General features: G+C 54.0%; 13 protein-coding genes. 10 read left to right on the top strand and 3 right to left on the bottom strand.

Going from position 1 to position 15,279, the window contains the following annotated elements; translation table 11 throughout:
* Positions 1-38 precede the first annotated feature (38 nt).
* Positions 39-626 (top strand): TetR/AcrR family transcriptional regulator, encoded by a 588-nt coding sequence (locus tag NI000_RS08555; RefSeq protein ID WP_253409518.1) that lies wholly within the window; start codon positions 39-41, stop codon positions 624-626.
* Positions 627-649: 23 nt separating this feature from the next.
* Entirely contained in the window at positions 650-1,357 is a 708-nt protein-coding gene (locus NI000_RS08550) for a DUF1361 domain-containing protein (protein WP_253409516.1), read from the top strand.
* Positions 1,358-1,659: 302 nt separating this feature from the next.
* Here NI000_RS08550 and NI000_RS08545 read toward each other — a convergent pair whose 3' ends face one another.
* The 3 genes from NI000_RS08545 to NI000_RS08535 form a co-directional block, all read right to left on the bottom strand.
* Complete coding sequence (locus tag NI000_RS08545; RefSeq protein WP_253409514.1) at positions 1,660-2,352, bottom strand: DUF1266 domain-containing protein; 693 nt, start codon at positions 2,350-2,352, stop codon at positions 1,660-1,662.
* Entirely contained in the window at positions 2,345-4,927 is a 2,583-nt protein-coding gene (locus NI000_RS08540; RefSeq protein WP_253409512.1) for a J domain-containing protein, read from the bottom strand. The genes NI000_RS08545 and NI000_RS08540 overlap by 8 nt, the downstream gene beginning before the upstream one ends.
* A 146-nt stretch (positions 4,928-5,073) precedes the next feature.
* Positions 5,074-6,177 (bottom strand): UDP-N-acetylmuramoyl-tripeptide--D-alanyl-D-alanine ligase, encoded by a 1,104-nt coding sequence (locus NI000_RS08535; RefSeq protein WP_253409510.1) that lies wholly within the window; start codon positions 6,175-6,177, stop codon positions 5,074-5,076.
* 168 nt (positions 6,178-6,345) lie between these two features.
* Between NI000_RS08535 and NI000_RS08530 the strand changes: the two genes are divergently transcribed.
* The 8 genes from NI000_RS08530 to NI000_RS08495 all read left to right on the top strand — a co-directional run bounded on the left by NI000_RS08530 (position 6,346) and on the right by NI000_RS08495 (position 15,222).
* Positions 6,346-7,494, top strand: coding sequence for a pyridoxal phosphate-dependent aminotransferase (locus NI000_RS08530; protein ID WP_253409508.1), 1,149 nt, complete (start codon positions 6,346-6,348; stop codon positions 7,492-7,494).
* Positions 7,491-8,450: an NAD(P)-dependent oxidoreductase gene (locus tag NI000_RS08525; protein WP_253409507.1), complete on the top strand. Its 960-nt coding sequence runs from the start codon at positions 7,491-7,493 to the stop codon at positions 8,448-8,450. Before NI000_RS08530 ends, NI000_RS08525 begins: the two co-directional genes overlap by 4 nt.
* 88 nt (positions 8,451-8,538) lie before the next feature.
* The gene (locus tag NI000_RS08520; RefSeq protein ID WP_253409505.1) at positions 8,539-9,624 is read left to right on the top strand and encodes a CapA family protein; all 1,086 of its coding nucleotides are present in this window, start codon (positions 8,539-8,541) and stop codon (positions 9,622-9,624) included.
* A 145-nt stretch (positions 9,625-9,769) separates the two neighbouring features.
* Positions 9,770-10,540: a DeoR/GlpR family DNA-binding transcription regulator gene (locus NI000_RS08515; RefSeq protein ID WP_253409503.1), complete on the top strand. Its 771-nt coding sequence runs from the start codon at positions 9,770-9,772 to the stop codon at positions 10,538-10,540.
* 87 nt (positions 10,541-10,627) lie between these two features.
* Positions 10,628-11,851, top strand: a complete 1,224-nt coding sequence (locus NI000_RS08510) for a leucine-rich repeat domain-containing protein (RefSeq protein WP_253409501.1) — start codon at positions 10,628-10,630, stop codon at positions 11,849-11,851.
* Between the two features lie 267 nt (positions 11,852-12,118).
* Entirely contained in the window at positions 12,119-13,444 is a 1,326-nt protein-coding gene (locus NI000_RS08505; RefSeq protein WP_253409500.1) for an ABC transporter substrate-binding protein, read from the top strand.
* A gap of 78 nt (positions 13,445-13,522) precedes the next feature.
* Positions 13,523-14,404 (top strand): carbohydrate ABC transporter permease, encoded by an 882-nt coding sequence (locus NI000_RS08500; protein WP_253409498.1) that lies wholly within the window; start codon positions 13,523-13,525, stop codon positions 14,402-14,404.
* A complete protein-coding gene (locus NI000_RS08495; RefSeq protein ID WP_054971748.1) occupies positions 14,401-15,222 on the top strand; it encodes a carbohydrate ABC transporter permease in 822 nt (273 codons plus the stop codon). The genes NI000_RS08500 and NI000_RS08495 overlap by 4 nt, the downstream gene beginning before the upstream one ends.
* The last annotated feature ends 57 nt before the right edge of the window (positions 15,223-15,279 follow it).

Raw genomic sequence — 15,279 nt, 5'->3', positions numbered from 1 at the left:
CAATACCTTACTTTATACACATAAGGAGTTCGGGCGGAATGGCGCGAAACAAAGGAGCCAAAGGGCAAGAAAGCCGGGCGAGATTGCTGGCTGCGGCGGCGGAGCAGTTTGCCGGACTCGGCTTTTACGAGACGAAGATCAGCTCGATTGTCGCTCAGGCCGGGCTGACCCAGCCGTCGTTTTACCTTTATTTTGAAAGCAAAGAAGCGGTGTTCGAGGAGCTGGTCGGACATTTCCGGTCCCGGCTGCAGGAGCTGGTTACGTCGAGCCGCCTGGAATCGGGGCTGAAGCCGGGCGAAGTGAACGCTCGGGTACTCGGCGTGTTGGAGACGCTTTTTCGTTTTTTTACGGAAGACCCGCACTTGACGCGCATTGGATTGTTTCAGGCACCGCAGGCCGGAAGCATTAAAGCGGAGCTGGCCGCTCTGATTCGCGACAACCTGCTCGAAGAGCAGCGGTCCGGCTACTTTCGTTCAACCCTCGATATGGAAGTTGTAGCACAATGCTTTGTAGGTACGCTTGAGCGGCTGACCTTTGCGTATTTGTCCGAAGGCGTGGGTAGTCCGGAGCAGTTGGCCGCCCAAGTGGTCGAGCTGTTCATGCGCGGCATGCTGCCCGAAAAGTAGAATGGATTGCGAAGGAGGGCCGGATGAAAAAACTGCATTCTGGAAAATTTGTCCTTTCCATGGGACTGTTGACTCTGATCTGCACGGCGCTTTATTATGCGTTCCGCAATAAGACGTATTTCGATTTCCTCTTGTGGAATTTGTTCCTGGCCTGGGTTTCGCTGCTGCTTGCCGTCGCCGTGGCGGAGCTCGGAAAGCGGCTTGCTCCCGGATGGGTCCGTTCCGCCGTCGCCACCGTATTGGGGGCGGCTTGGCTGCTGTTTTTTCCGAATGCGCCCTATATCGTTACGGATCTTATCCATTTAACGCTTCAGAAAGCTTGGTATGTCGAGGCGGGCCGGTGGACGTTCCGCTACTGGTATGATTTTCTGACGATGCTGCTGATCTCATGGAACGGATTTTTGCTTGGCTTCGGCTCCGCCTATTTGGTTCAATATCAGGTCATGAAGAGGTTCGGGGGCGCTGCTTCGTGGCTGTTTGTGGTTGCAGTGTCTATGCTGGGGGGCTACGGGATCTTGCTCGGACGCGAATACCGGTTGAACAGCTGGGATGCGCTGACCGATGCGAAAGCGCTCTTGAGTCTCATTGGGGAAAGCTTGAACGGGCAGTCCGTGCTGTTCTGCTTGTTGTTCGGCGTGGTTATTCTAATCGTTCATGGAACGTTCTATTATGTCATGAATGGGGGCTGGCATGCGGAAGACCGCGACTACCCTTCGACCTACCGCTTATGATACCGGCTTGCTGCGGCAAGGCGGTTTTTTTGCATGCGCGGCGAGTTTGTTGAGAAAGTGGTCAATTAGGTAATAGAGGTGTACGAGTAGGTAGGGTATCTACTTCCGGTCGCTGTTGTCTGCAGGAAATTTTCATTAGAATCCGCTTAACAGCGGATATTTCCCGCAGACAAAGGCGAACGCTATCGCTCCTACAGTAGATCCCCTACCTCCGTATACTTTTCTATTTTTTATACGACCACTTTCTCAACAGCCTAGCCGGACGATGGCGTCCGGCCTTGGCTCATGAATGGAAAAAATTATTATAATGGGCTTGCCGGCTGCCCGGCCGTCTCTTCGAGCGGCACATCCCACTCCAGCCGGTTCCACAGGCTGTCGGCATTCAGGAGCAGGCTGCGGACGTAGCCCGCCATTTTCTGCGCGCTTGCCGCCGTGGGCTGCGCCCACCAAAATTGCCTTCCAGCCAAATAGGCGGTTCCGTATTCGCGCCAGCCGGAATACGCTTGCTGAGCAGCGGCAATGATCGGTTTCACAAGCTCCAGCGATTGTTCCTGCGAGATGTAGCCCATGACAGCGCCTTTTCGGCTCAAATACGCATATCTGCCCAAGTCCCAAGCGGCAATCCCCGCAGCCGGGAGCCGGTTCATATAAGCTTTTACAATTTGATGCTTTCGGTACCCTTCCGTCGTTTTCGGGATCGCTTCGACATATTTCGTTTGTTCGGCTTCAGACAATGCGGACAGAAAGGACCGGATCTGATTGAACGACTCGCGATGCCCCTCTTCGGCCAGCCACTCAAGATTTCTCCTTAAATCTTCCGCGCTCTCGATCCCCCAATCCCGTTTAAAAGACTGCTTATGCATTTCGATATTTTTTGCGGATTCCCATTCGTCATCGTCTCCGGGATCGAGCCCGTTCATTTTGTATAATACGGCGCATAACGAGATACTCCATAGTTCGGTCAGGTTGGATCCGCTTTGACTATCCCTATTCATCTTCTTCATCCCCATCCTCATCTTCATCCAGCATAAAATGCAAGGCGTGCACGTCGCCCACATCCTGATGCTTCAGGAAAAGCGTCTTAGGAATGCGGAACTTCTTTTTGATCCCGAAGAGCCCCCAAATCGACTTTTTATCCGTCGGTTCTTGCAGCCGGTTATAAAACAACCGGTACTCCTCGTTATCCGGATCTTCCTGACAAGCTTGCAGGGCGTAGGACAACGCTTCCGCCATCCGTTCCAGCTTGACGTGCGCCATGCTTAAGTAAATGCTGACGGTTTTTCTTTCTCCAAGCTCATGCGCGCGTTTCAAGCTCTCGATGCTTTCCGCATAGTTTCCCTCGTGGTAATAAGCCACCCCGGAGTATAGCCAAATCAAGGAATCATAAGAAGGGTCGTCGCTGCAATTCGCAAAATAAGTTTTCACCAGTTCGGGGACATGTTCCCATAAATCCGTGTTGATCATAAACTTGAGGCGTTCAAGCTGCACCCATGTATCGTTCGGCCAGCCAGCGGCAAGACGGCGGATAAAGGCAGTCATTTGCTTGCCTGTCACCACTTTCCATTCCTTCAGAAGGTAATACAGCGCCAATTGGGTCGGATAATAATCGTCCTTAAACAATTCCGCCGCCTCGAAATAGATTTCCTTCGCCTTGGCCTCATCTCCCATGGCACGGTAAATATCGCCCTCGATCATATAGCCGATTGCATCGTCGGGATGAGCCCGTTTATATGTACAGATCGCTTCAAGTGCGGCCTTGTAATCGCGATTCAGAAAACACGCGCCGGCCACATAATAGTAGGAATCCTCCTCATGATTCCAAGCCATCTCGGTTTCAAAGCATGTAATCGCTTCGGGATATTGGCCCAGACGCAAATGCAGCATCCCTTTCCGGAACCACGCTTCGTCAAAATCATATTCATGCTCCACCACCACGGCATGGTCGTTGAGAGCTTCCCTGTTGTTATTCAAATGATAGTGGCAGAGGCCTCTGACGGAATAATAATGCCAGTTGGACGGATCGATGGCGATGGCGCGATCGGCAAACCCGATCCCTTCCTGCCACTGCTTCTCCTTCAGGCAGATGCTCGCCAAATGGCCGAGAACGGCGGCGTCATACTCGTTCATCCGCAGCGCCGCAGACAGGTCGCGGACCGCAAGCTTCGTGTTCTTCGCTTTCAGGTAAGCTATACCTCGATGAACGAGGATTTCGTAGCCGTTGACGCCTTCGTTCTGCGCTGCGGTCCATGCTTTTTCGAATAATTCGAAGGCCTTGTTCTTCAATCGCCGTTTAAATGACGCACGAGCCCACAGCAAATACATGTCGGAGTTCAATGCGGTCAAAGTCTGAATGGTGTCAAACACCTTGCAGCAGGGGTCAAACTGTTCCAAATCAAAATAAATTTGGGCCAGCGCAAATTGCAGCTCGGCCTGTTCGGGCGAAAGGATCAATTCCGTGCGTATTTTGCCGGCAAGCTGCTTGCTCACATCCATTAGCCTGATGCGCGAATCGAGGTCGAACGGATACTGTGCGATGATGAGCTCGAGCAGCGACTTCGCTTCGGCTAATTTGTCATAGGCTATATAACAGCGTGCCAGTCCGCTGAGGGCTTGCAGATCGTCAGGCGTATGCGACAAAATATGCTGGTAGTCGGAGAACGCCTGCCTTAAATTCCCTGCTTCCAGCGACAGGGCGGCGCGGTGGATAAATCCGTCCAGATCTGCGGGATGGAGTTCGATCAAGCGGCTGTAAGTCTGGAGCGCATGCTCCAAGTCGCCTGTGCGAACATAAAAATTGCCGATCAACCGGAGCAGGTCCGGGTCATCCGCGAACAAATCCCGGGCCGCGGCCAGATACGGCTCGGCATCCGCCAGATTGTTGTGCATCAGCGCATGCTGGGCCGCGTTCCGGTATCCGATAAACGCGTCATAATCAATCGTTTCCGGAATAAACTCGTAACGCAGCTCCCAGGGCTTGGTGACTTCCATCAACAAATAATCGACGAAATCTTCCGGGTAGCGTTTAGTTAATTCCCTTTCCTGGCTTGTCCAACAGAAATGCTCGTCCAGCAGTGCCCAAACCGGCTTGGGCAGGTGGTTATGCTCGGCCAGAAAAGCTAACAGCCGTTCGTGCAAAGCGGCCTTTACATTCATATTCCAGAGCTCTTCTTGAGCAAACAGCCCTCGCCATAAGCTTACGTCGATCCGCGTCGGAAGCTTGGCGTATAAAGCTTCGATCCGCTTCATCGTCTCTTCGACAAACGGGTGGGAGGGAGGGGAAGCTGCCGGATCGGAATCAACCCATGAAGCGGGTTCGCGATCCGGTGCGTCTGGTCGAACCGGTTCGTCATGCGGATCGCTTGCCGGCTCCGTGGAGTCGGACCGCACGGGCTGCTGCGCTTCCTTGAGATATTTCGCTTCATTCAACGCTTGTTCATACGCTTCCCGCAAACGTTGGAAGCCTTCCGGATCGTCTTCGGGATGATAGACCTTTAGCTTCTTGGCATAGGCGCGTTTAATGGCGCTGACTTCAAGCGTAGGAGAAATGCCTAGTAATTCCCAATTATTCATTTCAGAGACCTTGACCTTTCCTTGATGTCGAAAACTTTCCAAATGTTTTCAGTTTTAACTATTATAATATCGGCACCACTCTAAAAAATATTAGATTTTTTTTACAAAAAAAGTGTCCCGAGGACCGGGACTTGCCGGATCTGCCTTTATGACCGCTTGCCGGATAAGCTGCGTTTCAGGAAGGAAACGGTTTTCTCCAGCTTTAATAAGTGGGTGCCCTTGACCAAGATGGCGGTGTCCGGCTTGATCGTCCCGGCAAGCGCTTGATGAAGCTGCGGTCTGGATGCGAAGCTGCGGATGCGGGTTGCGGGGAATCCGGCTTTTTTGGCGCCCGTCGCGATGTGCCGCGCGAGCTTTCCGACCGTGTAGAGCCGGGTGAGTCTTTTTCGGGCGGCATATTTTCCAACCTCATTGTGACCTTGGATGGCGTATTTGCCCATGTCCTTCATATAACCGATGATAGCGATTTTGTGCTTTCGGCTTACCGAGGCGAGCGTATCGAGGGCGGCCTTGGTTGCATCGGGATTGGAGCTGAACGTATCGTCGATCAAGGTGATTCGCCTCGGCAGCTCCGTTCGGACCAATCGGCGGTACGGAATCGGATACTTCGCCAACCCCTTGCGGATTTCGCCCGCCGTGAATCCCAAGCTGTGCGTAATGGCGATCGCATTCAGTGCATTGTACACGTTATGAACCCCCAGACACGGAATGAAGAATCGCTCTTCTTTTCCGTTCAGCCGAACCCGGAAGGAAACCCCCCGGCCCAAGAACCGGATGCCGCGCGCCTTGTAATGGGCTTTGTTGCGGATGCCGACCTTCAGCAGCCTTCCTTGAAATCCTTTGACGGACAGCAGTCTGGAATTCGCGTTATCCGCATTCAGGACGAGCGTTCCGGTCTTCCGCATATGCCGGATCAACTCCGATTTCGCGGACGCGATGCCTTGGACCCGGTGTCCAACATTGCCGATATGCGCCGTTCCGACATTGGTAATCACGCCGTAGCTTGGTTTGATCAAGCGGCAATGCTCGCGAATATGCCCTTTACGGAGCATCCCGAATTCGAGGACGGCCGCCCGATGCCGGGCATGAATCTGCTTGGCGTGCTTGCGCGTGTTCGGCGGCAAATTCCAGTTCGACGCCGATTTGAAAATGGTCCACCGTTTCCGCAGGATGGAAGCGATCATTTCTTTCGTGGTCGTTTTTCCCGCGCTGCCTGTAACGGCGATGACGGGAATGTTCCGAGCCGGCATGTCAATCCCACCTTTTCACAGCGAATATATGCTGTAGTCTACGCCTGGCGTAAACGGATGGAGTGGGTATATGGGAAAAAATGGGCATTTGTACGAGTCCGGCGGCAAGGATCACCCATATGGTGTAAGATGACTAACCCTCGAATCTGCAAGTGGAGAGTGAGACAAGTGAAATCATTAATGCGGATGCCGAATCTGACGAGGTATGAATCGATCGGCATCAATCAGCTGTTTAACGTAGCTGACGGCCATGCCCATCAGCCGCAAACCGATGCTCAGCGGCAAATTATCGGGCGACTGCCCGACTTGTTCGATCAGGCGGAAGCGGCGAGGCAGGCGGAGTTGGAGGAGGAGTTTCGCCGTCTGTTCTACACCTTGGCCGGACAGCCGACTGCCGCCGATCTTACCCGGACGCTGTTCTGTTACTCGGCTTCGCTGTCGACCGATTTGATCGCTACTTTTTTGGCTTCGCGGGGGTTGACGACCGCGCTGCTGCATCCCTGCTTCGACAATCTGGCGACGCTGTTGCAAAGAAGAAACGTAGCCTTGACGCCGCTGCATGAGGAGGAGCTCAGGCTCGACCGGATGGAAGAGACGTTCGCAGGGCTTGCGGCGGATGCGGTGTTCGTTACGCTTCCCAACAACCCGACGGGATTCGAGCTGTCGCGGGAACAATGGGAGAGGCTTGTTATGCTGTGCGGTCATTACGGCAAGCTGCTTATCGTTGACTGCACGTTCCGATTTTTTTCGAGGAAGCCTTCGTGGGATCAGTACGAGCTGCTGGAGAGGTCGAACATCAGCTATTTGATGGTGGAAGATACGGGAAAGACATGGCCGACCCAAGATCTGAAATGCAGCATTCTGGCGATGAGCGAAGATTTGGCCGAAGACGTGCTTGAGCTTCACAACGATATTCTGCTGAACGTTTCGCCGTTTATTCTGCAGCTGTTGATCGAATATTTGAAGGACACCGCGCGGCACGGATTGCAGTCCGTCGTATGGGAAACGATTGACCGGAACCGCCGGACGCTTCGGGAAGCCATTCGCTCCTCCGGGCTTCTCTTGAACAATCCGGGTTCGACGATCAGCGTCGAATGGCTTCGCATAACCGACCCCGACGTCCGCAGCTTGGACATGGTGGACCGTCTGCAGCGGCTGGGGCTCGGAATTTTGCCGGGGGATCATTTCTACTGGCACGACCACGGACATGGGGAGCGATATATCCGGATTGCGCTTGCCCGATGCCCGGATATGTTCGCCGAGGCCTGCAAAATTTTGAAATCGGCACTCAGGACGAACAGGATGGATCCGGCATGAGAATCATTTATCTGGATCAGCCTACTTACCTGCCGGATAGTTTTGTGCGAGAGATGAAGAAGCTCGGGGAGTTCGAAGTTTACTTCGACCGGCCTGACATAACGACCGCCGTTCAGCGATTGTCTACGGCAGACATTGTGATCGTGGAGTGGACGCGGCTTCGGGAATTGGCGTTCGGGAAGCTGCTGAGGCTGAAACATATCGCCCTCGTCATGACCGGATACGATCTGGTCGATATCGAGGCTGCAGGAGCCGCAGGAATTTCGGTGTCGAATTGCCCGACGTATTCGGCGCAGGCGGTGGCGGAGCATGTGTTTGCGCTTCTGCTCGCGGTCAATCGGCGCATCATTCAGGCGGACCACCTTGTCCGGCAGGGGGAGAGCCATGTATACGGCCCTTTCCTGGCAGGCGAATTGTCAGGCCGAACGTTAGGACTGATCGGCACGGGCCGCATCGGGCAGGCGGTGGCGCGGATCGCGCGGGGTTTCGGGATGCATGTGATCGGTGCGAACCGTTCCGGAAGGGCCGTCCCGGGGGTGGAAGCGGCTAATATTCGCGAGGTGATGCGGCGAAGCGACGTCGTCTCGTTGCATGTGCCGTTCCATGCCAGGACGAAAGGGATGATCACCTCGGAGCTGCTGTCTTCGATGAAAAGGACGGCCCTGCTCATTAACACGAGCCGGGGCGGTCTGGTAGACGAAGAAGCGTTGTTCACCCGGCTTCGGGACGGAAAAATCGCCGGCGCGGGCCTTGACGACCTGGCGCAGGTTGCCGGCAATCCCTTGTATAAGCTCGATAACGTTGTATTTACGCCCGGCACGGCGTGGTATACGGATACCGCACGGGAAGCCAATATGAAGGAATTGCTGGATAACATTCGAGGATATGTCAGCGGAATGCCGCGCAATATCGTGAATGAGGAGTTTCTGGCCTCGAAGAAACTGGAAAGCGAATGATCGCGTATTATCTTGGCAGAACCAATCCGGTGGCATTGCATATAGTGAATGAAGAATTTTTTAGCCCAGCTATTGCGAGGACGATTGCATGTCGCGTGAGATTATCATTGCCGCTGTTGGCGATCTTTTGATGAAGCCGCTGCTGATTCGGCTGATGCGTACCGGTAACAAACCGAAGGACTCCGCCGGCAATAAAGTCGGTCGTTACCATTTCGAGCAGGCGTTTGAACCGGTCGCCCGCTTTCTGCAGGATGCGCATCTGACGATCGGCAATCTCGAGACCACCTTCGCCGGGGGGCCGGACGACGGCTACACGAAGGCGAAGCGCAATCCGAAGAACGGCTGTCCGTCCTTCAATTGTCCGGATGCTTTCGCCTCCGCGCTGAAGGCGGCCGGCTTCAATGTGCTTGCTACGGCAAATAACCATTGCATGGACTATGGCATCCGCGGGCTCAGACGGACGCTCGAAGTGCTCGACAAGAACGGGATCGCCCACGTCGGAACGTACCGGAACCGGCAAGAATCCCGATCGCTCTTCGTTCAAGAGGTCGAAGGGGTTCGTATCGGCATTGTATCCTATACGAGAGACACGAACCGCATACCGGTTCCGAAGAACCAGCCGGCCGGCGCCAAGAAGATTGTCCGCACGAGCATGAGGAAGGATCTGAAACGGCTGCGGGCAATCTCGGATTTCATCATCGTGTGCGTGCATTGCGGATATGAATATCACCAAAGTCCGGCCGCTTCCCAGAAGAAGCTGGTCCGGTTTTTGTTTCGTCAGGGGGCCGATGTGGTGCTTGGTTCGCATCCGCATGTTCTTCAGCCGGCCGTGTGCCGCACGGTGAAAGATATTGACGGCCGGACGCGGGATCGGTTCGCGATCTACTCGCTGGGCAACTTTATTTCTACCCGGCTGCATGGCAAGGATGCCGCCTTGACGGGGTTGATCGTCCGCATCAAGATTCGAAAAGCATCCCGCGGTTCCGTCCGGCTCGCAGGGGTCGAGTACGTCCCGACATGGGTATGTATTGCGAAGAACGGCAGGGAAAAAAAGTGCCGCATTGTACCGATTTGGCAGGCAATCGCAAAGCCCGAGTCCTTTTTCGCCGGGCAGCTGGACCGGATGAAACGGGCTTACCGCAGTACGCTTCGCATGTATAATCCAAAGAAGTAAGCCGCTGCCGGGCTCAATTGTCCGGCAGTTCGATATGCTCGGCCGTTCTACCATTTGACATCCCCCTAGCGGCAAGTTACCATAAAAACAATAAACAACACAAACATTCAACAATAAGCATAAATCAAAGAAGGGTGGGGCGGCGGTGTCATTAACGTTCGAAGAACGCAAAAAAACGATTATGGGGCAGCTGCTGCAGGACGAAAAAGTGCAGGTGCATGCGCTGGCCGAGCAGTTGAACGTGTCGCCGGAAACGATCCGGCGGGATCTGGACAGGCTGGAGAAAGAAGGCCTGCTCAAAAAAGTGTACGGCGGTGCGGTCAAAACCCGCATGGACAGCTGGGAGCCGCCGTTCATCCAGCGGGAGCAAATGAACAACGGCGCCAAGACGTCGATCGGCAAGCTGGCGGCTTCGTTGATCAAAGAAGGCGAAACGATCATGATCGACAACGGAACGACGACGATGGAGATCGTCCGTTATTTGCAGAACCGGCCCGACGTGACCGTCGTGACCCATTCCGTGCCGGTGCTGCTTCTGGCGATGGAGCTGTTCAAGGGCCGGATTATTTTTGCCGGCGGCGAGGTCAACGTGAATCAGCAATCCGTGGGGGGGACGCTGACCGAAGCGATGCTTCAGCAATTCAAAGTGCACAAAGCGTTCATTTCCGTCGGCGGCATCTCGCTCGTCGAAGGGATTACGGATTATGACTTGAATGAAGCGAGCGTCTCGCGCAAAATGATCGAGCGGGCCGAAGAATCGGTCGTCTTGGCCGATCATTCGAAATTCGGAAAAACGACATTCGCCAACATAGCGGCGCTGCAGGACATTTCCATGATCATCACCGATAGGGAATGTCCAGCCGACTGGATTCAACAGCTGAGAGAGAAGGGCATCGAGATTCTTATTGCGGACTAATGGACGCCCCCATCTTCTACAAGGTGGGGTATAGACGCTTTCGCGCTCAATCGAACGAAAACCATTCTATTGCCGGGGAGACGCACGATGGATATTTCCCAAGATTTCATTGACGAAGAGTTCAAAGCATTTGTTCTGGAGCAGTTTTGCGGAAAGCGCGAGCGGATTCGGACGGAGGATGTAGAAGGAATCGTCTCCTTGAAGCTTGCGAATCGATCATTTGCAAGTTTGAAAGGCATCGAGCACTTCGCCTCACTGGACGAGCTGGACTGTTCGTTCAACAATTTGACGGAGCTGGATATCAGCGGGAACAGGAACCTGAAAATATTGAAATGCGAAGGCAACAAGCTGACTCGTTTGGATACGAGCCGCAATTTGCAGTTGGAGCAGTTGTTCTGCAATAATAACGAGATAATTGCACTGGATTTAACGGCTAACGCACGATTGGAAGCGTTGGACTGCGGTTTCAACCGCCTTCGCCATCTGGATGTGAGCCGAAACCTTAAGCTCACCAAGCTGGTCTGCTATTGGAACATCATTTCGGAATTGCATTTGGAGCAGAACGTCAATTTGCAAGAACTGAACTGCAGTTATAATTCCATGTTCAGCCTGGACTTGGAACAGAACACCCAACTGGCGCATCTTGATTGCGGAAACAATTACTTGATCAGTCTGAATATCACGAAATGTGCGAACCTGACGGAAATTCGATGCTATGATAATCATTTAAAAAATCTGAATGTGTCCGGCTCCCCGGCTTTGCAGCGGCTAAGATGCTTCCATAATCATCTTGCGAGCTTGGATTTGAGCGGTAATCCGCTTCTGGCCGAGCTCTACTGTTCGGAAAATAAACTTTCGGAGCTGGATCTCCGCCATAATCCGAAGCTGGAGCGGCCGGATTACGCCGATAATCTTATCGTTGAACCGGACCATACGGTCAAAGGCATGGGTACTTTTAGGTACGATAGCTCGCTATCATATTATTCCACTACGCTTCGTTACAAGGAGAAGGAGCTATCCATTACTGCGGCTGTGCCCGCCAAGGCGGATATGAAGCGTCTGTCGCCCGTGATCCGAAAAGCTTGGGCACACTTCGACGAGCTCCACGAGCGGGCGCTGGATCTGATTGCCCATACCCATCCCGACGAAGATGTGGCCGAGTTAACTTTGTCCGAGCTGAGATTTGATGGGGACGGCACCGTTCACTTAGGGTACGATGCAGGCGATACCCCGGCTGGACAACTGTATATTTACGTAGTATTCAACCGCAAGCTGGAAATGAACAGTCAGCTCGTCTACGAAACTTACTGATGACCACATGTCGCGCAGTTCGTTTCGTCTTCTCATATGCAAAGTTTACCTGGAAAGGAAACAATGGTGCGGAATATAGAGCGAGCGGCGGCTTGCTCTATTTTTGTTGCAGCAACTTGTTGAACCTGCGTTATGAATGCTTAATCTGCGTTATTTCAACATCGTCCGAAATCGTTTAGGCTTGAGCTATAGCGGGAACAACTTATTATGATAGCGCTTTCGAACGAATCCCGCCGCCATGTACATTATAAGGGAGGTCGAAATATCATGAACCAAACCATGAATCGCGCGCTGAAAACCGGACTTGTCTCCGTCCTGTCGGCGGGTCTGCTTGCCGCCTGCGGCGGCGAACCGAAACCGGGCGAAAGCAAGCCGGGACAAAGCGCGGACAAGCCTTTCGCAGGGCAGAAGCTGTCGATCGTCACCGCCAACCACCCTTGGGGAGACGCGATCAAGGAGCTGCTTCCGCAATTCGAAGCGAGCACCGGGATGAAGGTGGACGTGCAGAGCTTTTTCGAGGACCAGCTGGCACAGAAGCTGACCGTACAGCTGACGGCTGCGTCGGAGACGCCGGACGTATTCATGATGAGCCCGCTCCAGCAAGCGCGGATGTTCGTCAAGAACGACTGGATTGCCCCGCTTGACGATTACCTGAAAAAGGACGCCGCCTACGATTTCACCGACTTCTCCAAAGCGTCCGTCAGCTCCAATACGGTGAACGGAAAGCTGTACGGCATACCGATTATTACGGAGCAGCACATATTGTACTACCGCAAGGATCTGCTGGAAAAAGCGGGCATCCCAGTTCCGAAAACGATGGACGAGCTGCTTGCCGCCGCAAAGAAGCTCCACGATCCGAAGAACGAATTGTACGGCTTCGCCGCCCGCGGGCAGCGTTCTCCGCTTGTCTCGCAAATCTCGTCGTTCATGTACTCCGAAGGCGGCGACTTTATGAACGGCGACAAGGCGACTATCAACACGCCGGAAGCGATCAAAGGCATGACCACCTATGCTACGCTGCTGAAAGACTTCGGTCCTCCCGGAGTGCTCAACATGTCTTGGCCGCAAGCTATCGGCGTGTTCGCGCAGGGCAAGGCCGCTTTCTTCGCGGACGCAAATTCGCTCTTCAAGAACACGACCGATCCGGAAAAATCGAAGGTCGCCGACAAGGTCGGCTTCGCCAGCTTCCCGGCGGGCAAGGAGGGCTCGAAGCCGTTCAACATTACTTCCTGGAGCCTCGCGATGAATGCCAAATCCAAGAAAAAAGACGCTGCATGGGCCTTTATCCAATGGGCGACCAGCAAGGAGACCGTGACGGCCACCCAGAAAAAAGGAAATCCGGGCGCGCGCATGTCGGTATGGGATAGTCCGGAAGGCATCACCGCTTTTCCGAAAGAGCTTGCCGAAGTGACCAAGGAAACGCAAAAAGGCGGCATCGACCATTCCGTACCGTCCGTCGACAAAGTCAGTGAGGCGCGGGACATCATCGGGGCTATCGTTCAGAAGGCGATTACCGGTGAAGACATCAAAGCCGCCGCCGAGCAGGCGAACAAGGAGTTTCAAGCCCTGATCGACAAGGAAAGAGGAAAATAAGCGTGCGGAATGGAGGATGCGCCCATTTGGCGGGCGCATCCTTTTGCTTGACAAGTCGAAGCGGAAAGGATGATGCACATGCCGACGAACTGGTTCGACCGGAACCTGAAATGGATTTACACGATGCCCGCCGTTTTGTTCGTCCTGCTGATGATGGTTTTCCCAATTTTATACACGTTCCGAATCAGCTTTTACGAATGGAGCATGTCGTCGGCGACGCCGCCGAAATGGGTGGGGCTTGCCAATTATACGACGCTGCTTTCCGATACCCGGTTCTGGCAGGCGGTTCAAAATACGTTCGTGTTCTCGGCCGGCGCGCTGATTCTGGAAACGGTGCTCGGCGTCGCGATCGCCATGCTGCTGTACCGTGATTTTCGCGGCAAAAATTTCGTCAAAACGTTGTTTCTGCTGCCGATGGTGGCAACGCCCGTCGCCATGGGGCTCGTCTGGGTGCTGATTTACGAGCCTTCCATCGGCCTCGCCAACCATGTGCTCAAAGCGTTCGGTCTGGAGCCGCAGCTCTGGATCGCATCGCCGACGCAGGCGATTCCTTCGCTTATCGTGATCGACGTCTGGGAATGGACGCCGATGATCGCGCTCATCGTGATGGCCGGGCTGTCGACGCTTCCGTCGGAGCCTTATGAAGCCGCCGATGTGGACGGGGCGACGGCCTGGCAAAAATTCGTTCATCTCACGCTGCCGATGCTGCGTCCGACGATTATGGTCGCCTTTATGCTGCGTCTGATCGACGTGCTCAAAACGTTCGACATCATTTATTCCACGACGCAGGGCGGCCCGAACATGAAGTCCGAGACGCTCAACATTTACGGCTATACGCTCGGCTTTCAGTACTTCAAGCTCGGACTGGCCTCGTCGCTGCTAGTCGTATTTTTCGCGCTCGTGATGGGATTCACGCTGCTGATGATCTGGTTCCGCAAACGTCTGGAGGGAGCGACATGAAGAAAAAGAAACAAAAGATCACTAACGCCGTATTGTCGGGGCTGACGCTGCTCGTCGTGCTCGTGTTCTCGTTCCCGTTCATCTGGATGCTGCTGGCTTCCTTCAAGACGCAGTCGCAGATCATGTCGACCGGCCAATTTTTCGTATTCGAGCCTACCGGCAAAAATTATGCAAGCGTATTTGGTCAATACGATTTCCTGATCTTCATCTGGAACAGCTTTTTCGTTGCGGCGGGCTCGACGATCGGCTCGCTTCTTCTGGGCCTGCCTGCGGCTTATGCGATCGCCCGCTACCGTTTGCAGGGACTCGGTCTGGTTATTCTTGTCGCGCGGATCATTCCCGGCATTACGTTCTTGATTCCGTGGTTTATCATTTTTTCGAAGCTGGGGCTCGTCGACAGCTTTACGTCGCTCATTTTAAGCCATATGTTGGTAGGTCTCCCCTTTATCATCTGGATCATGATATCATTCTTTGAGGGGCTTCCGACCGAAATCGAGGAGGCCGGGCTGATCGACGGCTGCACCCGCTCCCAAGTGTTCCGGCGCGTCGTGCTTCCGATCTCGGGGCCTGGCATTATTACCTCTTCGCTGCTATCCTTTATTTTCTCATGGAACAATTTTATGTTCTCGATTATTTTGGCCGGCGACCGTACGAAAACGCTTCCCGTCGCCGTCTACAATTTTATGTCGTACTCCGAAATCAATTGGGGGGCTCTCATGGCCGCAGCCTGCATCATTACGCTGCCCGTGCTGATTATTGCGCTGCTTGCGCAGCGTTATATCGTCAGCGGCTTGTCGGCGGGGGCGGTGAAAGGATAGTACCTGCGGGAAACGGCTGCAGCGGACGAACGGCGCTTTTATCGTGTATGGTTCGGA

This window comes from Paenibacillus tyrphae, assembly GCF_024158745.1.
In the GTDB taxonomy this organism is placed as follows: domain Bacteria; phylum Bacillota; class Bacilli; order Paenibacillales; family NBRC-103111; genus Paenibacillus_G; species Paenibacillus_G tyrfis_A.
Note: the sequence above shows the minus strand (reverse complement) of the source record. Positions and strands in the feature narration are given on the sequence as shown.